Annotated in this window: 12 protein-coding genes; 6 read left to right on the plus strand and 6 right to left on the minus strand. The window is 72.9% G+C overall.

All coding sequences use genetic code 11. The features are described from left to right. Positions 1-13 precede the first annotated feature (13 nt). On the plus strand, positions 14-1,213 hold the full coding sequence (locus FY030_RS16100) for a glycosyltransferase family protein (protein ID WP_158062521.1): 1,200 nt from the start codon (positions 14-16) through the stop codon (positions 1,211-1,213). A gap of 64 nt (positions 1,214-1,277) precedes the next feature. Here FY030_RS16100 and FY030_RS16105 read toward each other — a convergent pair whose 3' ends face one another. The 3 genes from FY030_RS16105 to FY030_RS16115 all read right to left on the minus strand — a co-directional run bounded on the left by FY030_RS16105 (position 1,278) and on the right by FY030_RS16115 (position 4,541). Beyond that, positions 1,278-3,113: a glycosyltransferase gene (locus FY030_RS16105; RefSeq protein WP_158062522.1), complete on the minus strand. Its 1,836-nt coding sequence runs from the start codon at positions 3,111-3,113 to the stop codon at positions 1,278-1,280. After that, on the minus strand, positions 3,107-3,331 hold the full coding sequence (locus tag FY030_RS16110; protein ID WP_158062523.1) for a hypothetical protein: 225 nt from the start codon (positions 3,329-3,331) through the stop codon (positions 3,107-3,109). The genes FY030_RS16105 and FY030_RS16110 overlap by 7 nt, the downstream gene beginning before the upstream one ends. 142 nt (positions 3,332-3,473) lie before the next feature. Beyond that, a complete protein-coding gene (locus tag FY030_RS16115) occupies positions 3,474-4,541 on the minus strand; it encodes an inositol-3-phosphate synthase (protein WP_158062524.1) in 1,068 nt (355 codons plus the stop codon). Between the two features lie 125 nt (positions 4,542-4,666). Between FY030_RS16115 and FY030_RS16120 the strand changes: the two genes are divergently transcribed. After that, positions 4,667-7,006 (plus strand): transglycosylase domain-containing protein, encoded by a 2,340-nt coding sequence (locus FY030_RS16120; protein WP_158062525.1) that lies wholly within the window; start codon positions 4,667-4,669, stop codon positions 7,004-7,006. Positions 7,007-7,030: 24 nt separating this feature from the next. After that, a complete protein-coding gene (locus FY030_RS16125) occupies positions 7,031-8,458 on the plus strand; it encodes a glycosyltransferase 87 family protein (RefSeq protein WP_158062526.1) in 1,428 nt (475 codons plus the stop codon). Here FY030_RS16125 and FY030_RS16130 read toward each other — a convergent pair. The 3 genes from FY030_RS16130 to FY030_RS16140 are packed head-to-tail and all read right to left on the minus strand — an operon-like array spanning position 8,341 to position 13,026. Then, entirely contained in the window at positions 8,341-10,848 is a 2,508-nt protein-coding gene (locus FY030_RS16130) for an acyltransferase family protein (RefSeq protein WP_192498655.1), read from the minus strand. The genes FY030_RS16125 and FY030_RS16130 overlap by 118 nt on opposite strands. Further along, complete coding sequence (locus FY030_RS16135) at positions 10,845-11,351, minus strand: hypothetical protein (protein ID WP_158062528.1); 507 nt, start codon at positions 11,349-11,351, stop codon at positions 10,845-10,847. The genes FY030_RS16130 and FY030_RS16135 overlap by 4 nt, the downstream gene beginning before the upstream one ends. 58 nt (positions 11,352-11,409) lie before the next feature. After that, positions 11,410-13,026, minus strand: a complete 1,617-nt coding sequence (locus FY030_RS16140) for a tRNA nucleotidyltransferase/poly(A) polymerase-related protein (protein ID WP_158062529.1) — start codon at positions 13,024-13,026, stop codon at positions 11,410-11,412. A 104-nt stretch (positions 13,027-13,130) separates the two neighbouring features. Here FY030_RS16140 and FY030_RS16145 point away from each other — a divergent pair, with 104 nt between their 5' ends. From FY030_RS16145 to FY030_RS16155, 3 genes are read left to right on the plus strand one after another with little or no spacing between them, the layout of a single operon-like run. Then, positions 13,131-13,616, plus strand: coding sequence for an NUDIX hydrolase (locus FY030_RS16145; protein ID WP_158062530.1), 486 nt, complete (start codon positions 13,131-13,133; stop codon positions 13,614-13,616). 6 nt (positions 13,617-13,622) lie between these two features. Further along, a complete protein-coding gene (locus tag FY030_RS16150) occupies positions 13,623-16,256 on the plus strand; it encodes a DUF6049 family protein (RefSeq protein ID WP_158062531.1) in 2,634 nt (877 codons plus the stop codon). Then, positions 16,253-20,035 (plus strand): murein biosynthesis integral membrane protein MurJ, encoded by a 3,783-nt coding sequence (locus tag FY030_RS16155; RefSeq protein WP_158062532.1) that lies wholly within the window; start codon positions 16,253-16,255, stop codon positions 20,033-20,035. Before FY030_RS16150 ends, FY030_RS16155 begins: the two co-directional genes overlap by 4 nt. Positions 20,036-20,040 lie beyond the last annotated feature (5 nt).

Below are 20,040 nucleotides of genomic sequence, written 5' to 3' on the forward strand. Positions count from 1 at the left end.
TAGAGTGTGGCCGATGCCAGCCGAGCCCCACCCCGCCCCCTCGACGCCTGCCACCGACCTGGTGCTGTCCTATTGCTTCCCGCCCTACGTCGACACCGCCGCCATCGTCGCCGCCAAGCGGGTCCGCGCCATGGGCCGGCCGGTCGATGTCATCCAGAACCAGATGGCGCCGGAGCGGGCCGTCGACGAGGGCCTGGCCAGCATCGCGGACCACCTGGTGGTGCGCCGCAACGCGATCGACTCGGCAACCTACTTCTCCGCGTGGAAGTCGATCGTGCGCTGGTGCGAGCTGGGCCTGCAGCAGGCGCTGGAGTGGGACCGGGAGGGGCCGGGGTACGAGCGGGTCTACTCCCGTGCGCACTTCTCGGCCAGCCACATCCTGGCCGCCCGCTTCGCCCTGCTGCGCCCCGGGGTGCGGTGGACGGCGGAGTTCTCCGACCCGCTCTCGCACGACGTCCGGGGCGAGGTCCGGCACGCGCCGGCCACCGACGACGCGCTGCTGCAGGTGCTGGAGGCGGGGGTGCGCCGGGCCGGGTTCGAGCCTCCGACGAACAGGAACGTCTACGAGTGGGCCGAGGTGGTGGCCTTCGCCCTGGCCGACGAGGTCCTGTTCACCAACGCCCACCAACGCGACCTCATGGTCGACGCCGTGCCGGACCCCGCGTTGCGCGAGCGCATCCTGCGGGTCTCGACCGTCAGCCCGCACCCCACCCTGGAGCCGACGTTCTACCAGATGGGCGATCCGGCTTACGAGCTGGACCCCGGCCGGCGCCACATCGCCTACTTCGGCAACTTCTACGCCACCCGGGGCATGGGCACCGTGCTGGACGCGCTGGAGGTCCTGCCGCAGGAGCAGCGCGACCGGCTGCGCCTGCACGTCTTCGCGGGCAGGGCCGAAGAGCTGGTCTCGCAGGTGGCCCGGCGCGGCCTGCAGGACGTCGTCAGGGCCGGGCCGTTCGTCTCCTTCCTCGACTTCCTCGCGCTCTGCCGCCGGATGGACGTCCTGCTCGTCAACGACGCCCTGACCAGCGGGATGCTGCCGGCCAACCCCTTCCTGCCCTCCAAGTGGAGCGACTACAAGGGCTCGGGGACCCCCGTCTGGGGCATCGTGGAGAGAGGCTCGATCCTGGACGGCCAGGACCTGACCTACCGGTCGCTCGTCGGCTACCCCTCCGCCGCGGTGCAGGTGCTGGCCCAGATCGCGAACAGCTGACCTACCCGCTCGCCCTCGGCGGCTGGCCCGGAGTGGGCGGGGCAGAAGTGGGCGGGGCAGGAGGTCAGCCGGAGCCGAGGACGAGTTGCTGGAAGGTGGCTCTGGCATCACCGCTGCTGAACCGCTCCTCCACGACCTGCCGCGCCTCGACCGAGGCCTGTGACCACTCCGGCTCCTGACCCAGGCTCTGGATCCGCTCGACAGCCTCCTCGACGGTCCCCACCACCCAGTGGTGCGGGAACAGGCTGCGGGCCGCGTCGAGCGGGGCGAAGATGGGCCAGTCGCGCACCACCGGCACCGCCCCGGCGGCCGCCGCCTCGACCATCCCCAGCCCGAAGCTTTCCCGTCGGCTGGTGCTCAGCACGAAGCCGGAGGCGGCCAGGTAGGGGGCGACATCGCGGGTGTATCCCTCGATGTCGACGGCCCCCCGGACGTCGTCCTGCGCCAGCCGGGCGCGGAAGCGCCGGGCATACTCCCGCTGGGAGCGCACCGCGTCGGTCGGGAAGTCGGCCCCGAGCAGCGACAGCCGCCAGCTCGGATCCTGCTCGCGCAACGCACCGAGCACGTCGAGGGCCCACAATGGGTCCTTGACCTGCTGGCCCCAGCCGACCATGAGCAGGCGGCGCAGGTGACCCTCGGTCTTTTCGGTCGGCAGCCGGGAGGGGTCCAGGACGTTGGGGACGACGTGGACCCGGGTGCCGGCGAGCCGGTCCCCGAGGAGCCGCGTCACCAACTGCCGGATCGGCTCGCTGACCAGGACCAGGTGATCGACCCTGCTCCAGTCGATGAGGTGCAGCCAGGGGGACAACGCGTCCATGCTGTGGACCCGCAGGGTGAGCGGCACGCCCTCGGGCACCGCCATCACGGTCGCCAACGCACCGCGGTCGGCCCAGTCCACGAAGACGGCCGAGGCGCCCTCCATCTCCTCCAGCACCTCGTAGTCGGGCAGCGACCGGTCGCCCAGGGCTTGCCGCAGCCGGACGTCCACCGGGGCCCGCCAGGCGCCTAGGCCCCGCAGGTCCGAGCGGGCCGCCAGCTCCACCCGGCGCACCTCGGCCCGTTGACTCAGCGCCTCGACGACCGGGACGGAGAACTGGGGGTAGCTGCCGGGGACCACCACGACCCGCGGCGGTGCGCCCGGCAGGGCACGGTCCCGGGGCGCCCGGGCAGGGCGACGGGGCGTGGGTGCGGCCAGCAGCGTCCCGACCCGGGAATCGCGCCAGTGCGCCAGGAAGCCATCGGGGTCGTCCACCAGGGGCGAGGACAGGCTGTCGGCGTGCAGCTCACGGTGGAAGAGCAGGGCGAGGGCCAGGGTGGCCAGGTCTACGGTGCGCTCGACGTCGTCCCGGCCCAGGGTGAGGTCGGCCGCGCGCACCACCTCGGCGGCGACCTCGGCCAGCAGGTCCGGCGCCGTGGCGGTCGCCGAGAGCTCGGTGAGCGCGCGCCACCCGCGCCGATGGGCCCGGTCCACGGGGTCCAACCCCGCCTCGTCCGGGTCGAGCAGCCCGGCCACCGCACGGGCCAGCTCATACGCCCCGGCCCGGTGCATCGCCTCGGCGACCGGCACCAGGAGGGGCTGACTGGCCGGGGGGACCCGGCCGCCGAGCAGCTCGACGTGCCGCAGCAAGCTGCGGACATAGCGCGCGGTGATCCCGCCCGCCGAGGCGGCCACCTCGTTCTCCAGTCGGCGCCAGACGCCGGCCACAGCCTCCCAGCCAGCCAGCTCCTGCTTCGGGACCACCGGGAGGGTGGGCGTGACCAGCTCCCCAGCCGCTGCCTCCGCGACCGACCCGGCCAGAACCAGCGCGTCCGCACCCTCGAGCGTCCGCAGGGCGCGCCGGTCCTGCTGCAGCGCAGTGGATAGCGGTGCCTGGACTGCCCGCTGCCGGCTGGTCACCACCCGGCGCAGCCGGCCCCGGACCCCGGTGGCGGGGGCCGGATGTGCACCCTGGCTTTGAACCGGTCCAGCCGGGGGCCCGGCTCCCCCCGCCACCACAGGAGCACGACCTGGTGCCCGGCCAGGGACAGACCGCGCAGGTGCTTGACGACCGGCTCGAAGTCGTCCGCCGAGCCCGCCACGACCACGATCCGCTGCCGGGCCTCCCGGGAGACGACCATCCCCCGACGGTGCGGGCGGCGGGGCTCGCGGCCGGGCCGGTGTTCGGGCTCGTGTCCGGGCCGGTGGTGGCGGATGAGGTGTCGGCGGAGGTCACGGTAGGGACGATACGCGGCCGGGTGGACCCACCTGCCGGGCCGGGGATCAGCCGGCGATGAACTCCTCGACCGCGGCACGGCCCAGGTCATCGGGCATCTGCACCGGCGGGCTCTTCATCAGGTAGGCCGAGGCACTCTCGACCGGGCCGCCCTGGCCACGGTCCAGGGCGATCTTGGCCGCGCGGACAGCGTCGATGATGATGCCGGCGGAGTTCGGGGAGTCCCAGACCTCCAGCTTGTACTCAAGGCTCAGCGGCACGTCCCCGAAGCTGCGCCCCTCGAGGCGGACGTAGGCCCACTTGCGGTCGTCCAGCCACTGGACGTAGTCGGAGGGGCCGATGTGCACGTCCCGGTCCTCGAAGCGCTTGTTCACGTTGGAGGTCACGGCCTGCGTCTTGGACAGCTTCTTGGACTCCAGCCGCTCGCGCTCAAGCATGTTCTTGAAGTCCATGTTGCCGCCGACGTTGAGCTGGTAGGTGCGGTCCAGGGTCACACCGCGCTCCTCGAACAGCCGCGCCAGCACCCGGTGGGTGATGGTGGCCCCGACCTGGCTCTTGATGTCATCACCGACGATGGGCACCCCCGCGGCCTCGAACTTGGCCGCCCACTCGGGGTCGGAGGCGATGAAGACCGGCAGCGCGTTGACGAAGGCGACGCCGGCGTCGATGGCGCACTGGGCGTAGAACCTGTCCGCTTCCTCGCTGCCGACCGGCAGGTAGGAGACGAGCACGTCCACGTCAGCGTCTTTGAGTGTCTGGACGACGTCGACCGGCTCCGCGTCGGACTCCTCGATGGTCAGCGAGTAGTACTTGCCCAGCCCGTCCAGGGTGGGGCCACGCTGCACGCTGACCCCGGTCGGCGGCACGTCCGCGATGCGGATGGTGTTGTTCTCGCTGGCGTTGATGGCCTCCGCCAGGTCCATGCCGACCTTCTTGGCGTCCACGTCGAAAGCCGTGACGAACTCCAGGTCACTCACGTGGTAAGGGCCGAACTGGACGTGCATGAGCCCTGGGACGGTGGCCGCGGGGTCGGCGTCCTTGTAGTACTCGACACCTTGCACCAGAGAGCTGGCGCAGTTGCCGACTCCGACGATCGCGACCCGGACCGAACCCATCGTGTTGTTCTCCTCGTAGACGTGCGTGAGGCGGCCGGTATCGGGCCGCCCTCTGCCTAAGTCAAACACCCCGCTGCCCCGGCTGATTCCGAGGGGACGTCCAGGCGGCCGGGCACAATAGGACGATGAGCTCTTCGCGCACCGCTCCCCCGGCCCGCCGCTCGGGGCGGTCTGCCCCCCGTCAGCGGCGGGGCTGGGTGCGCCGGACCCTGCTGTGGCTGGGCGCGCTGGCGCTGCTGGGCCTGCTGCTGGCCATCGGGCTGTTCGCCTGGGCCTACAGTCGCACCGACATCCCCGAGCCCAACGACTTCGCCGAGGCCCAGAGCTCGATCCTGTACTACGCCGACGGCGAGACTGAGCTGGCCCGGTTCACCGGCGGCTTCGACCGGGAGTCGGTGCCCCTGTCCGAGGTGCCCGAGCACGTCCGGTATGCCGTGCTGGCGGCGGAGGACCGCACCTTCTACGAGAACGAGGGCGTCTCGATCACGGGCACCGCCCGAGGAGCGTGGCGCACCTTGACCGGGGACGGCCTGCAGGGCGGATCGACGATCACCCAGCAGTACGTCAAGAACTACTACCTCTCCCCCGACCAGACCCTGTCCCGCAAGGTCGAGGAGTTGTTCATCGCGCTGAAGATCGACAACGAGCTGGCCAAGGACCAGATCCTGGAGAACTACCTCAACACGATCTACTACGGTCGCGGCGCCTACGGCATCCAGACCGCCAGCCAGGCCTACTTCCGCAAGGACATCTCCGAGCTGACCGTGGAGGAGGGCGCCTTCCTGGCCGCGGCCACCAACGCGCCGTCCCTCTACGACCCCGACTTCGCCGACGGCAACCAGGAGCGAGCAGAGACCCGTGTCGCCTACGTGCTGGACGGGATGGTCGAGGAGGGCTGGCTGGACGCTTCGGAGCGCTCCGGCCTGTCCTTCCCGGACATCGAGGACACCCCGCCCGCGACCGCCGTCCAGGGCGTGGACGGCTACATCTCCCAGGCCGCCCGCGAGGAGCTGCGGAGCCGGGTCGGCCTGGAGGACACCCTCCTCGACGGCGGCGGTCTGCGGATCACCACCACTATCGTCCAGCAGCACCAGGAGGCCGCGCAGGAGGCCGTGGAGGCGTTCCGACCGACCGGTGCGGGCACCGACGACATCACCACGGCGCTGACCTCGGTCCGCCCGGGGGACGGCGCGATCACCGCCATGTATGGCGGCGAGGACTACCAGGAGACCCAGCTCAACGCGGTGACCGACGCCCGGGTCCAGGCCGGCTCGCTGTTCAAGCCGATCACCCTGGCCGCCGCCGTCGCCGAGGGGGTGGACACCCTGCAGCCCTACCCGGGTCCCAGCCCGATGACCTTCGACTGGCACGGCGACGAGGTCGAGGTCGCGAACTTCCAGAACCTCTCCTACGGCCTGCTGGACCTGCGGGCGGCCCTGGCTGACTCGGTCAACACCGTCTACGTCCAGCTCAACCAGGAGATCGGGCCCGAGCTGACGGCGGAGGCCGCAGTCGAGCTCGGGCTGCCGGACGACACCCCGGGCCTGTCCGACGACCTGACCAACGTCCTCGGCACGGCCTCCCCCACCCTGCTGGAGATGACCAACGTGTACGCCACCCTGGCCGCGGAGGGCGAGCGGGCCACGCCATACCTCATCGCGGCGGTCTCCACGGTGGACGGCGAGCAGACCTACGAGGCCGACCCCGAGCTCGCCAGGGGCGTCGAGCGGGACGTGGCGGTGGACGTGACCGACGCGATGACGGCGGTGATGACCCAGGGATCGGGCATGGCAGCCGGCGATCTGGGCCGGCCGAGCGCCGGGAAGACGGGCACCAGCGAACGCAACGTCTCCGCCTGGTTCGACGGCTTCGTGCCGCAGCTGGCGGCGGGCGTGGTGATGTACAAGGGCGACGGCACCGTCCCCATGCAGGACGTCGCCGGGGTCGAGCAGATCACCGGCGGCACCTTCCCGGCAGAGGTCTGGGGCGAGTTCATGCGCCTGGCCATGGAGGGCGAGGAGGTCCTGGAGTTCTCCCCGCGGGTGGGCACCGGTGGTCCCACCGACGACACTGTGGTCACCGCCGAGCCGACAGTCGAGGTGGAGCCGACCACCGGGGCTCCGGCGCCGACGGAGACCGAGGCGCCCACCGAGACGGAGACCCCGACGGAGACTGAGGAGCCGACCGAGACTGAGGAGCCGACCGAGACACCGACGGAGACCGAGGAGCCGACCAGCCCCGAGCCCACGACTCCCGAGCCGACGTCCCCTGAGCCCACGCAGCCCGAGCCGACATCCCCGCAGCCCACGCAGCCCACGCAGCCCGAGCCGACATCCCCGCAGCCCACGCAGCCCGGGCCGACGAGCCCCGCCCCCATCGACCCACCGGGCGACGAGGACGGCGGCGGAACCGACGGCGGTGGCGATGGCGCCGGGCCTGCACCGGTGCCCTCGCCCACCGGGTAGCAACCCGCCGTAGCCTGATCCACCATGCCGCTCTCCCGGGACCGCACGCGCCGCGACGTGCCTTGGCGCGTGCCCTCCTGGTCCGACCCGGTGGTGCGCAGCGCGACCGGCGTGCTCGGCGGCCCGGCCGGGCGGTATGCCGTGGTGGGGGCGCGAGGGCTGGCCGGGGTCGCGGCCGCGGTGGTCCTGCTCGGCACGCTGAACCTGGCGCTGGCGGTGTGGACCAAGGGGCACTGCCTGCTCAAGGGCTGGAGCACGCCCGACCAGTTCTGGCGGGGCTGCTACTCCGACCTGCCGGTGGTGCACGTCAGCTCGCCCTTGGCCGAGGGGCTGCTGCCGTGGGCGGGCGAGTCGCCCTCCAACCAGCCGCCCCTGCCCGGGCTGGTGATGTGGCTGATCTCCCTGGCCTCCCCCGCCACCGGCACCGGGGTGACGGCGCAGCAGTGGACCCTGGTGCTGTGGGCGGCGCTCTGCGTGCCGCTGCTGGCCGCGGGGGTCCTGGCCGCGGTGGCCCTTCAGCCGCGCCGGCCCTGGCAGGCGGCCCACCTGGCGCTCAGCCCGGTGCTGGCCCTGCTGGTCCTCGTCTCGACCGACCTGCTCGGCATCACGCTCACGCTGCTGGCGCTCTGGGCCTGGCACAGGGAGCGCAGCTGGCTGGCCGGTGCGCTGCTCGGGCTGGCGCTCCTGGTGCGGCCCTTCCCCCTGCTGGTGCTCGCCGCGATGGTGCTCCTGGCCTGGCGGCACCGGCAACGGCTGCGGGTCATGCAGGTCCTGGTCGGTGCGGCGCTGGGGGCGCTGCTCGTCCTCGTGCCCCTGCTGACCGTCGAGCCGCAGGCGTTGACCGGTCTACGGCAGTGGTGGGGCCAGGGCGCCGGCTACGGCGCCCTGCAGATGGTGCCCCAGCTCCTGGGCGCCCGCCTCATCGCACCGGCCACGGTCGCGATCGCAGTCACGGGGTGGGTGGCCGCCCTGGTGCTCGGCGCGTGGCTGACCCGGCGCCCCGGGCGGGCACCCGTGGGCGTGGTCCAGCTGAGCGCCGTCATGTTGCTGGTGGTCGTGCTCACCGCCCCGTCGCTGTCGGTGCAGTCCGGTCTGTGGCTGCTGCCGTTGCTGGCGCTGTCCGCCCGGCCCTGGTGGGAGCACCTGGTCTGGGCGCTGGCCGAGGCGCTGCACTTCCTGGCGACCTGGCTGCACATCGCCTTCGGCAGCGACCCCGGCCGGGGGCTGCCGCCCGAGGCGTACGCGCTCGTGGTGCTGCTGCGCGCAGCAGCCTGGGCTTGGCTCCTGTGGCGGATCTGGGCCACCGCGCCGGTCCGATGGCGGACCCCCGCGGATCAGCCGCCGAGCTCGCTCCCGCGCTCGAGTGAGGTGGATGCGGACTCGCCGAGCACGGCGAGGGCGACCAACGGTGCCACCTCGGCCTCGACGACGTCGCGCAAGGAGCGGATGTAGGTCGCGGACAAGTGGTTGCTGTCCCGCCACACCACCACGCCGCCGACGATCGGGCTGCACGTACGTCCGGGACAGGTGGCATCGGTGAAGTCGAGGATCGGCAGCTCGGGCACCCGCTCCGCGAGGAGGTCGTGACCGGTCCCGGCCCTGGCCAGCCCATCAGCCCGGGCGAAGGCGCACTGGGGGACGTCGTCCTGGTGCTCCGCCAGGCATGCCGGCACGTCGAACGGGGCACGGGGGACGTCGCGGATGAGCGCGGGTAGCGCGCCTGTCTGCGCCACTTGCTGCACCCGGGCCGCCAGCCCGTCGGCCACGGCCTCTGCACCCGTCCGGCCGTAGGAGGCGGAGGAGAGCAGGACGAGGTCGGGCTGCTGCTCCTCGAGGGTCTCGGTGAGCCCCTCCTGCCACTGGCTGCACTGGGTGTAGTCGCCCGCCTGGCCGCTGCGCCGCACGACTAGACCCTGCGCGGGCGGGCAGGAGGACTTGGTTAGGACCAGCACCCGCCAGCCCCGGTCGCGGCCAATCTCGTCGAGCGCCGTCACCCACATCCCCGCGTGACTGTCCCCGGCCAGCGCGATGGTGACCTCACCGTCGGGGTCCCCTGCCTCACAGACACCGACGTCGGTGTCGGTGAGGCTGACGAAGCAGCCCTCTGGACGCAGCACGGGACGGTCGTCCGGCACCTGCTCCAGGGGGACGGCCAGGTCACCCACGGTGCGGGGGATCTCCACCTGCGGTAGCGGCTCGCCGAGCGTGGCCGAGACGGCCGCGCCTTGCGCGGCGACCTCTTGCGGGTCCCGGCCGGGTGCGGCGGTCCTGGCCGGGCCGTCACCGGGTCCGGCCGTCGCCCCCGACCCGTCCGGGGTCGGGGCGGCGTCGGGTCCCGCGCCGGGTGCGTCATCGTCCGACGGGTCGTCGCCGACGAGCAGGTCGTCCTCCGGCGTGAGAGTCCCGGCCCCGACCGGCTCGCGCAGCTCGTCCACGACGGCCGGGGTGCGCCACTGCGCATCCGCCCTCGTCGCGGAAGAGGGGGCTGAGGCGAGCACCACCACACCGAGGAGGGCACCGGTGAGGATGCAGTTGAGCCCGAGCCGCAGGGTCCGCCAGGTGACCGCGGCCGCTGGCAGCTGCCCGGCGAGCGTCCGGCCGTGCCGTCGGACCGGGTCCTCGATATAGCGGAACGACAGCCAGGCCGGCACCACGGAGACCAGCACCGCGAGCAGGCCCCACTGGACGGGCAGCACGTCCGGTCCGCCCCGGCCCACCCCCGCCAGGTCGGCGGCGATGGCGACGAACGGCCAATGCCACAGGTAGAGGCTGTAGGACAACCGGCCTACCCACTGCAGCAGCACGTGTCGCAGCACCGCCACCGGCCCCCACGGCCCGGCCGCCGGACCGGCGATCAGCACCATGGCGGTGCCGACGGTCGGCAGCAGCGCCCAGGTGCCCGGGAAGGGGGTGTCGGCGTCGATGAGGAGGAGCGAGGCCGCGACCATGCCCAGACCGCCCCAGCCGACGGCCGCGGCGAGCGCCCGGGGGATCCTCGGCCAGGCCAGCGCGCCGAGCGCGACCAGCGCACCGAGCATCAGCTCGAAGATCCGGGTGGGGGTGACGAAGTAGGCCGAGGGGTCCTGCTGGGTCCACCACCAGGAGAGCCACAGCGACCCTGCGAACAGGGCCAGCGTGGTGGTCCAGGACAGCCGGGTGAACACCCGGGCCCGCCCCTTGGCCACCAGCAGGATGAGCAAGAGCAGGATCGGCCAGATGAGGTAGAACTGCTCCTCGACGGCGAGCGACCAGTAGTGCTGCAGCGGGCTGGGTGCCCGTTCCAGGTCGAGGTAGTCCACCGAGCGCGAGGCCATGCGCCAGTTGACGAGGAAGGTGGCCGAGGCGAGCAGGTCCCCCCCGATCTCGGCCCACCGGCTGCGCGGGAGGAGAAGCAGGGTGAGCACCGCGGTGCCGACGAGCGCGGTCAGCGCCGCCGGCAGCAGTCGGCGGGCGCGCCGCGCGTAGAACCGGCCGATGTCGATCCGTCCCCGCTCTCGCGCCTCCTCCAGGAGCAAGGAGCTCATCAGGAAACCGCTGACCACGAAGAAGACGTCCACGCCGGTGAACCCCCCGGGGAACCAGGCCACCCCGGCATGCCAGAGCAGCACTCCCAGCACCGCGACGGCCCGCAGCCCTTCGATGTCGGCGCGGAAGTGACGGGGCACGGGCGGGATCCGCAGCGCGTGCCGCGCCGCTTGCAGGGCGAGGTGCCGCCGACGGGTCAACGGCTGGTCAACGGGAGCCGGCTCCGCAGGCTCACCGGGGAGGGCGACCGGGTCCCCGGTAGCGACGGCAGGGTCCCCGCTGGGTGGGGGCTCAGGGGGTCTGAGGTTGCTGCTCACCGGGCCCCCTCGGGCACGGTGGCAGGGTGGTCCCGCAGCCAGACGCGGTGCGCGCCCTCCACCCACAGCGCACCGGCGAGCGCCACCACCCCCAGCCAGGCCCACCACAGCGTGCGCGGCCGGAGCGGCTCGGTCGGGACGGTGGCTGTGCTCAGCACGGAGTAGTCGACGTCTGGGTGATCGCGCAGGATGAGGGCGACTGCGGTGTCGGCGGCGAGCGCCGCCAGACGCGGGTCGGTGGCGGTGGCCCGCACCGCGACGTCCAGCCGCTCATCGTCCTGGCCCACCTCCAGACCCAGGTTCCCCCGCACGTGCGGCCCCAGCTCGATCTCGTCCTCCACCGCACCCACCATTCCCGGATCGGACAGCGCCACGCTCGCTCGGTCGGCGTCGAGCCCGGTGGGGGCCAAGAGCGTGGCCTCAGCGGCGAACCGGTCTTCGCGCAGCACCTCCGCACCACCGACCACCAGCGCGGCGAGCAGCACGAGGGTGATCCAGGGCAACCCCGCGACCCGGTGCATCCAATGCCGAGGCGCCTCGGAGTGCCGTGGCCGACGGCGCCTACCCATCCCCCGACTCCGGCTGCTCGGCCCACCACCGCAGCAGCTCGTCGCGGGCGGCCTCCCACCCGAGAGGACCCTGGTCGAGTCGCACGGCCAGCAGGTGCTTGTAGGCACGGCCGAGCACGGGACCCGGCCGGATGCCCAGGATCTCACCGATCTGGTGCCCGTCCAGGTCGGGCCGGACCGCGCTGAGCTCCTCCTCCTGCCGCAGCCGCTCGATCCGGCGCTCCAGGTCGTCGTAGCTGGCCGCGAGGCGGGCCGCCTTGCGGCGGTTGCGGGTGGTGCAGTCGGAGCGGGTGAGCTTGTGCAGCCGGCCCAGGAGCGGGCCGGCGTCGGTGATGTATCGACGCACCGCGCTGTCGGTCCATTCCCCACCGCCGTAGCCGTGGAAGCGCAGGTGCAGCTCGACCAGGCGCGAGACCGACCGGACCGTCTCCTTGTCGAAGCGCAACGCCCGCAACCGGGCGCGGGTCATCTTGGCCCCGACGATCTCGTGGTGGTGGAAGCTGACCCCGCCCCCCGGCTCGAAGCGACGGGTGGGCGGCTTGCCGATGTCGTGCAGCAGCGCGGCCAGGCGCAGGACCAGGTCGGGGCCGGGGACCACGTCGGGGTCCGGCTCGGCCTCGCGCTCCGCGTCCGGGCCCGCGTCAAGGTCTGCGTCAAGGTCTGCGTCGAGGTCTGCGTCGAGGTCTTTGTCGAGGTCTTTGTCGGGGTCTGTGTCGGGGTCCGCGGTGGGGTCGGTGGCGACCTGAGCGTCCACCGGCGGGTCCTCCAGGGCGATGGCCTGCTCCAGGACGGTGAGGCTGTGCTCGTAGACATCCTTGTGCCGGTGGTGCTCGTCCACCTCCAGGCGCAGCGCGGGCAGCTCGGGCAACACCTCGTCGGCCAGACCGGTCAAGACCATGACCTCCAGGCCGGCACGGGGGTCGGGGGCGAGGATGAGCTTGACCAGCTCATCGCGCACCCGCTCGGCGGACACGATCGCCAGGCGGGGCGCCATACCCCGCATGGCTTCCAGCACCTCGGGTGCGGGCACCATGCCGAGCTGGGCGGCGAACCTCGCCGCCCGCATCATCCGCAGCGGGTCGTCGCCGAAGGAGATTTGGGGGGTATGCGGCGTGCGCAGCACCCGTCCGGCCAGGCTGGTCAGTCCCCCGTGCGGGTCGACGAAGGTCAGCTCGGGCAGGCGCAGGGCCATCGCGTTGACGGTGAAGTCGCGCCGGACCAGGTCCTCCTCCAGGTTGTCGCCGAAGGCGACCACCGGCTTGCGTGAGGAGGCGTCGTAGGCGTCGGCCCGGTAGGTGGTGAACTCCAGGTGGTGCCTGCCCCGGCGGGCGCCGATGGTGCCGAAGTCGCGGCCCACGTCCCACGTGGTCTGTGCCCAGCCCTGCAGCACCTGCTCGATCTGGTCGGGTGAGGCGGAGGTGGCGAAGTCGAGGTCGGGTGAGGCGCGGCCCAGGAAGGCGTCCCGCACCGGGCCCCCGACGAGGGCGACCTCGTGCCCGGCTGTGGCGAAGCGCTCACCGATCTCGGTGAGCAGCGGCAGCGTCGGGGTCAGGTGGCGCAGGGCGCGCAGGAGCAACGCGGCGTCGGTCTGGTCGGTGGGTGCGGGCATAGCAGGTCAAGGGTAGTCGGCGCTGGTGGACACCCCGTTCGCCGTCCTCGCGACGCCCGCGTGGATGCCTGTCCTCCTGCGGCCGCACTGGTTATGGTGGGGTGATGACCATGACATCGCCGCGTTCGCAGCCTGCGGCGCGACGGCTGCCGTCGGTCAATGAGACGTCGGCCGGGGGCGTGGTCATCGACGTGCACGAAGGGCGCGCCAGGATCGCCATCATCGCCCGGCACAACCGGTCGGGCCGGCTGGAGTGGTGCCTGCCCAAGGGGCACGTCGAGCCGGGTGAGACGCTGGTCGAGACGGCCGAGCGGGAGGTGGCCGAGGAGACCGGCATCGAGGGGCGGGTGCTGGTCAGCCTGGGCATTATCGAGTACTGGTTCACCACCCCCTCGCACCGGATCCACAAGATGGTGCACCACTACCTGCTCGAGGCCACCGGGGGACGGCTCACGATCGCGAACGACCCCGACCAAGAGGCGGTCGACGCGATCTGGGTGCCCCTGGACGAGGTGCATCGCAAGCTCACCTTCCCTAACGAGCGCCGCATCGCCCGCGAGGCGTGGCAACGCCTGACCCGGACCGCCTGACCGGCCGTGACCCCGACGACCCGCCGACGAGCGTGGGCGGCACGTCCCCCGCGTCTGCCCGTCCTGCTGACGGCACCGCTGCTGGCCGTGCTGGTCACCTCGGGGGTAGGGGCCGAGCCAGTGGGTGCATCGGTGGGTACCTCGCCGGACAGCGACAGCGACAGCGACAGGGACGGGAACGGGGACGGGGACGCAGGGCTCCGCATCCTGCTGGACGAGGTGGACCCGGTCGTGGCCCGGCCGGGCCAGCCGGTGACGCTGCGGGGGCGCCTGGTCAACGAGGGCCCGGACGTGAGCCGGCTCAACCTGATCACCGTGGCTGCCGCTATGGGCCCGCTGACCTCGCGGGCCGATGTCGCCGGCTGGGTCGAGGGGACCGACCCCCGGTCGGCGTCCTGGGTGCTGGGGGACGACGCCCTGGGAGCCGTCATCCCGCCCGGCGGCCAGGACGAGTTCGAGGTGACCGTGCCCGGCTCCTCGCTGCAGTTCCTGCCGGCCACCCCGGCCATGCTCGGCGTGGAGCTGGTCGCCTCGGCCGAGGAAGAGACCGACCGGGTCCCCGTGCCCGACGGCCCCGCGCCAGCGGTGCTGCGCACGGTCCTCACCACCACGGGGCAGCCCTCGGTGGACGTGCCGCTGGAGACCACCTGGCTGGTGCCGCTCACCTTGCCCCCCGACGCGGAGCTGTCCAGCCCGGACGACACCGAGCACACCGCCGCCTGGCTAGCGGCGGTGGGACAGGACTCATCGGTGCGCCAGTGGCTGGAGCACCTAACCGTGCCGGAGGTGACCTGGTGGGTCGACCCCGCCGCACTCGTGGCGCACCAACCCGCCGAGGCCCTCGTGGTGCCCGGGCCGGAGGAGGACGCTGAGCCGACCGCCCCGCCGGCGGTGAGCGAACCGCCCGAGCCGACCGGTCCCGATGACAAGACCGACGAGACCGACGAATCCGGGCAGACCGGAACACCGACCCCGCCCGAGGACATGGACCGGGAGACTGCGGAGCCGGTGACGGCGCAGCCCACGGGCACCGGGCCCAGCGCGCCGTCGGTCCCCGGACGGCCAGACGGCGACAACGACAGCGACGGCGACGACGACAACGACGGCGAGGACAGCACCGCCTCCCCCGAGGACGGGACCGACACCGGACCGGCACCTGCCCCTCCGCCGGAGACCGGGCCCACCAGCGAGCCAGGGCCGAACCCAGAGCCGGACCCAGAGCCCGAGCCGGAGACCCTCGAGGAGGCCCTGGCCCAGTTACGCCTGATGCTCGCCGAGGTGGATCCACAGCTGCTGTGGTGGCTGCCCACCGACGACCCCGACCTGGGGCTCCTGGTGACCGAGACCGACGCGGTGCCGACCGCCGTGGCCGACGACCTGCTGACCCGGCTGCCTGAGCAGGCACCGCCCGCCGTGGTGCAGCTGCTGCGGCAGGGTCGGCAGAACGTCGCCTGGCCCGCGCTCGCCGCTCCCACCGCAAGCGACGTCGCGGCGATCTCGGACCTCTACGCACGCACCCGAGAAGGGGGCCTTCGAGCCGTGCTGGTGCCAAGAGAGTCGTTCACCGCCGACTCGACCGCGCCACCCCGCCTCGGAGCGGTCCCCCTGGGTGACTCCCCGGACGTCGTCGCCATCGGCGCAGACTCCTGGACCAGCGGCCTGGTGGCGGCCAGCGGCAGCGACGCCGAGGAGCACGGTGCGGGCGCGGCGGCACAACGGCTCCTGGCCCACACGCTGGGCACCTGGCTGGAGGCCCCGGCTAGCCCTCGCACCCTCGTCATCGCCCCGCCCCGCGGCGCGGAGGTCCCTGCCGAGGTGCTCGACCAGCTGAGCGAGGGCTGGGCGCGAGCGCAGTGGCTGTCACCGGTCAGCGCCCAGGAGGTGCTGGACCGGGCCGAGGACGCCGACCCGGTCGGGTTGAGCGGCATCGCGCCAGAGGAGGAGGTCCTGGGGCCCCTGTCCGACCTGGTGGTCCCCTCCGCCAGCCCGGTCCTCACCTCGCGGGCCCGCGACCTGGTCCGGCTGCAGGAGGATCTGGACGGCCTGTCCCAGATCCTGCGTGACACCGACGCCCTCCGCTCCTGGGAGCCTGTGCTCGACGCCCAGTGGTCGACGCGGTGGCGCCAGGACGAGGACGTGTGGGTGTCGACCTGGCGCACCCTGCGGCACGAGGTGGCCAGCACCCGCGACGCGGTCTACCTGCTGCCGAGCAGCGTGAACTTCCTCGCCGACCAGGGCGTCATCCACCTCACCGTCGTCAACGACCTGCCGGTGGCGGTCGAGAACGTCCAGCTCCGGCTGCGGCCCAGCAATGGCCGGTTGCAGGTCACCGGGCAGCCGGACCCGGTCGACGTGGGGCCCGGCAGCCGGGCCAGCGTCCCCTTCCAGGCCCGCTCCATCACCCGCGGCGAGACCGTCCTGCACGTGCGGATCACCGCCCCGGACGGCACCCCGCTCGGTGAGGACGCCGAGGTCAACGTCCGCGTGCAGCCGACCGGCGTGTGGATCTACTGGGTGCTGGGCGGCCTGGCCGGGCTGGTGCTCGTGCTGGGCCTGCGCCGGGCCCTCACCTCATCCTCCCGCAGGACGGCATACCCTGGCTCGTCCCCCGCCCCCGGCTCCGAGGAGCGCCCGCAGTGAGCGCGAGCACCGCCAGCGAGGAGCACGGCTCCAGCCGGGCCCTAGCCCGTTCCAGCGCGGTCATGGCCGGCGGCACCCTCGTCTCACGCGTCCTAGGCCTGGCCCGGATGGCCCTGCTGGCCCGGGCGCTCGACCCGCTCACCCCTGGCGCGAACATCTGGGAGACCGCCAACACCATCCCCAACGCGATCTTCCTGCTGCTGGCAGCGGGCGTGCTCAACGTGCTCCTGCTGCCCCAGCTCACCCGGGCCATGACGCGCGGCCGGGAAGGCCGGGAGTACTCCGACCGTCTGCTCACCCTCGCCGTGACCCTCCTCGTCGTGGGGACGCTCGTCTTCTGGCTGGCCACCCCCCTGGTCACCAAGCTCAACGCCCTCGCCTGGCCCTGGGGCTCGCCCCAGCTGAACCTGGCGATCCTGTTCGCCTACTTCTGCATCCCCCAGATGCTCTTCTACGGCCTGCACACCGTCCTGGGGCAGGTGCTCGCGGCGCACCACCGGTTCGCCGCCTACATGTGGAGCCCGGCCCTGGCCAACGTGGTGCAGATCCTGGGCATCCTGCTCTTCATCCGGCGCTACCCTGGCGCCGACCAGGTCCCGCTGGACACCTGGACCTTGCCCATGGTGGCCCTCCTCGGCGGCTCGGCCACCCTGGGGATCGTCGTGCAGGGGCTAGTGCTCTTCCCCGCCGTGCGCGCCACCGGTTTCCGGTGGCGCCCGCGGTGGGGCTTCCGCGGCGTCGGGCTGGGCACCGCCGGGGTCATGGCGTTCTGGGCCTTCGCGGAGGTCGGGCTGTCCCAGGGTGGGATGCTCGCGGTCAACAACCTGCTCAACTGGGCGGTGGTCGACACCCCGGGTGCGGCCGGTCGTAGCGCGTACTTCTACGCCTTCTCGATCTTCATGCTGCCGCACAGCCTGCTCGCGCTGTCGTTGCTGACCGCGCTCTACCCGGTGCTGTCCAAGGCAGCCGCGGCCGGCGACCTGCGGGGCATGGCCACCCGCACCGAGACGGGCCTGCGGATGCTGCTGACGGCGATGGTGCCGATCGCCGTGGGGATGATGCTGCTTGCTCCCCTGCTGGTTCGGGTGATCTACCCCCTCGCCAGCGGCGAAGCCCACCTGGCGATCGCGCGCGTCGTCCAGGCCTTCACCATCGGGCTCATCGCCTACGGGGTGTACCTGCTGTGCAGCCGCGTCTTCTACTCCTTCGAGGACGCCCGCACGCCGTTCTTCTTCCAGGTGGCCCTGACCACGACCCTGCTGCTGGCCACGGCGGTCGCGCTGACCCAGCCAGAGACCCGGGCAGCGGTGATGGCCGCGGCCGGGCAGGGCGTGGGGCAGATCATCGCGGCCGGGATCGGGCTCTATGCGGTGCGCCGCCGTCTGCCGGACCTCCAGCTCGCTCCGGCCGGCGCCACGCTGGGGCGGGCGCTGCTCGCCTCCGTCATCGCGCTGCTGCCGACGTGGGGGGTAGTGGCGGTGCTGGACCGGCCGGGGACCCTCGGTGCTGTGGTGGCCCTGGCCGTCGCCGGTGTCGTCTACCTGGCTGGGTATGGCGTGCTCGCCCTGGTGCTGGGGGTGGGGGAGATCCGCACCGTGGCCGCGCCGCTGCTGCGGCGGGTGCCCGGCCTGACCCGGTTCGCCCCCAGCTCCACCGAGCTGGAGGTCATGGTCGCCGAGGCGGGAGGACCGGTGCCGGGGGACCCCGCGCAGGACGAGCCGACGACCACCGGGGTGCACCCTGCGGGGCCGATGGGCCAGTTCGCACCCACCGCCACCAGCGCGGCCTCATCGTCCGCGGACGTGGGAGAGGGCACACTAGGTGGGCAGGACGCCCTCGACGGGGTGTCGCACGGCGGAGAGGACAGCACCATGGATCGGCTCGAGGTAGGCGCCCGGCTGGGCGACCGCTACGCCCTCGAGGAGCTGCTCGCCGAGCGTGAGGGAGGTGGGCTGCAGTACTGGTCGGCCCGCGATGTCACCCTCGACCGGCTTGTCGCCGTCACCGCGCTGCCCTCTTCCGGGGAAGATGCAGCCATCGCCGAGGCGGTGCTCGACGGCGCCCGACGGGTGGCCTCTGTCGATGACCCTCGCCTGGTCCGGGTCCTGGACGTCGGTGACGAGGACGGCATCTGCTGGGTGATCGAGGAGGGCCTGACCGAAGCCGAGTCCCTGGCCTCACTGATCGCCGAGCAGCCGCTCCCCGCGGAGGAGGTGCGCCGTCTGGTCGGCGAGGCTTCCGCCGGGCTGGAGTCCGCGCGGCGCCGCGGCCTGCACCACCTCTACCTCAACCCGCACTCGGTCCTGCGCACCACGGACGGCACGGTGAAGGTCTCGGGGGTGGGGGTCGCTTCGGCCCTGGAAGGGACCGACGACGTCACCGCCGACGAGGCGAGCATCATCGACACGGCTGACCTGGTCTCCCTGCTCTACACCGGCCTCACGGGTCGGTGGCCGGGCGAGGACCTGCCCGGTGTCCGCAGCGCCCGTCGCCTCGCCGATGACTCGCTCCCCGCGCCGTCGGAGCTGGTGGCCGGGGTACCCGGCGACCTGGACGCGCTGTGCCGGATGGTGCACGGGGCGGGCACCGACCTCAGCTCGGCTCCGCACACCCCGGGAGAGCTGGCACGCCAGCTCTCCCCCTGGTCCTCCGAGATGGTCCGGGGGCCCCGCCCCGGGGAGCTGACCGCACCGGCGGACGCCGGGGAACGGGGCGCGCCCGGTGCCACCGACGCGCTGGCCGGGGCGGCGGGAGCCTCGGCGGCGGCGACCGCCGCTCACCCGACCCGGGCCGAGGACTCCGACGCAGGCGACGAGACGACCGTGGTCCCGCGGACCTACTACCGCACCTCGCGCGCGACCGGCGCAGCTGACGACAGCGCGGAGATGGACGGTCTGTTCGCCTCTGGTGAGCGCGCGGCGCAGCAGCACGACGAACGTGAGCGGACGGCCCGCCCGCAGACGGTGCCCGTCGGCGCCGCCGCCGCCGGGGCCTCCATGGCCTCGGGTGGTCCCACCCGGGCGGGTGGCAGCTCGGGGGGCGCGGGCACCGACGACGGGGATGACGACTCCGGTGGCCTGGATGAGGCACGGGGCACGGGTCTGCAGACCGCGGCGGTCATCGGCGTGATCCTGGCCATCCTGGCAGCTGCCTTCCTCATGGGCTGGTTCCTCATCCGCGGCCTGGGCGGTGAGGACGAGGCCTCCGGCGGCGGCACTACCGTGACCGCATCCGAGGAGACCCAGGGTGGTGGCGACACCGACGCCGCCACGGCGACCGAGGACACCGGCGGGCAGACGGCACCGCCCGAGCCGGAGCCGACCGAGGATGCGCCTGCAGCTGCGCCCGACGGGGCGGTCAGCATCTTGGGCATCACCTCCTTCGACCCCGAGGGCGACAACGACGAGCGCAACGACCTCACCCCGTTGGCCGTCGACGGCGACCCCGAGACGGCGTGGCGCTCGCACACCTACCTCTCCCCCAACTGGGGCTCCCTGAAGAGCGGTGTGGGCCTGATCCTGGACCTGGGCGAAGGCGCGACGGTCACCGAGGTCGAGGTCGAGCTGGACGAGGCCGGCGTGGGCGCCAGCCTGTGGCTCGCCGAGGAGCCGACCCGCGAGGGTGCCATCGAGCTGGGCTCGGGCACCGATCTGGAAGGCACCTGGACGGTGGCGCCGGAGGGCCCGGCGACCGGTCGGTATCTCATCCTGTGGTTCGACACCGCTGCGGCGACCGAGGCGGGCGAGGTCGTCGGCGTGCGCGAGATCGTGGTCCGCTGACCTCG

Origin of the sequence: Ornithinimicrobium pratense, assembly GCF_008843165.1 — a bacterium.
Lineage (GTDB): Bacteria > Actinomycetota > Actinomycetes > Actinomycetales > Dermatophilaceae > Ornithinicoccus > Ornithinicoccus pratensis.

What these genes read in the sequence shown, in the direction of transcription:
- FY030_RS16100 (WP_158062521.1), top strand. Translation starts at nt 14, where the DNA reads ATGCCAGCCGAGCCCCACCCCGCCCCCTCGACGCCTGCCACCGACCTG.
- FY030_RS16110 (WP_158062523.1), bottom strand. Translation starts at nt 3,331, where the DNA reads ATGGTCGTCTCCCGGGAGGCCCGGCAGCGGATCGTGGTCGTGGCGGGC.
- FY030_RS16115 (WP_158062524.1), bottom strand. Translation starts at nt 4,541, where the DNA reads ATGGGTTCGGTCCGGGTCGCGATCGTCGGAGTCGGCAACTGCGCCAGC.
- FY030_RS16120 (WP_158062525.1), top strand. Translation starts at nt 4,667, where the DNA reads ATGAGCTCTTCGCGCACCGCTCCCCCGGCCCGCCGCTCGGGGCGGTCT.
- FY030_RS16125 (WP_158062526.1), top strand. Translation starts at nt 7,031, where the DNA reads ATGCCGCTCTCCCGGGACCGCACGCGCCGCGACGTGCCTTGGCGCGTG.
- FY030_RS16140 (WP_158062529.1), bottom strand. Translation starts at nt 13,026, where the DNA reads ATGCCCGCACCCACCGACCAGACCGACGCCGCGTTGCTCCTGCGCGCC.
- FY030_RS16145 (WP_158062530.1), top strand. Translation starts at nt 13,131, where the DNA reads ATGACCATGACATCGCCGCGTTCGCAGCCTGCGGCGCGACGGCTGCCG.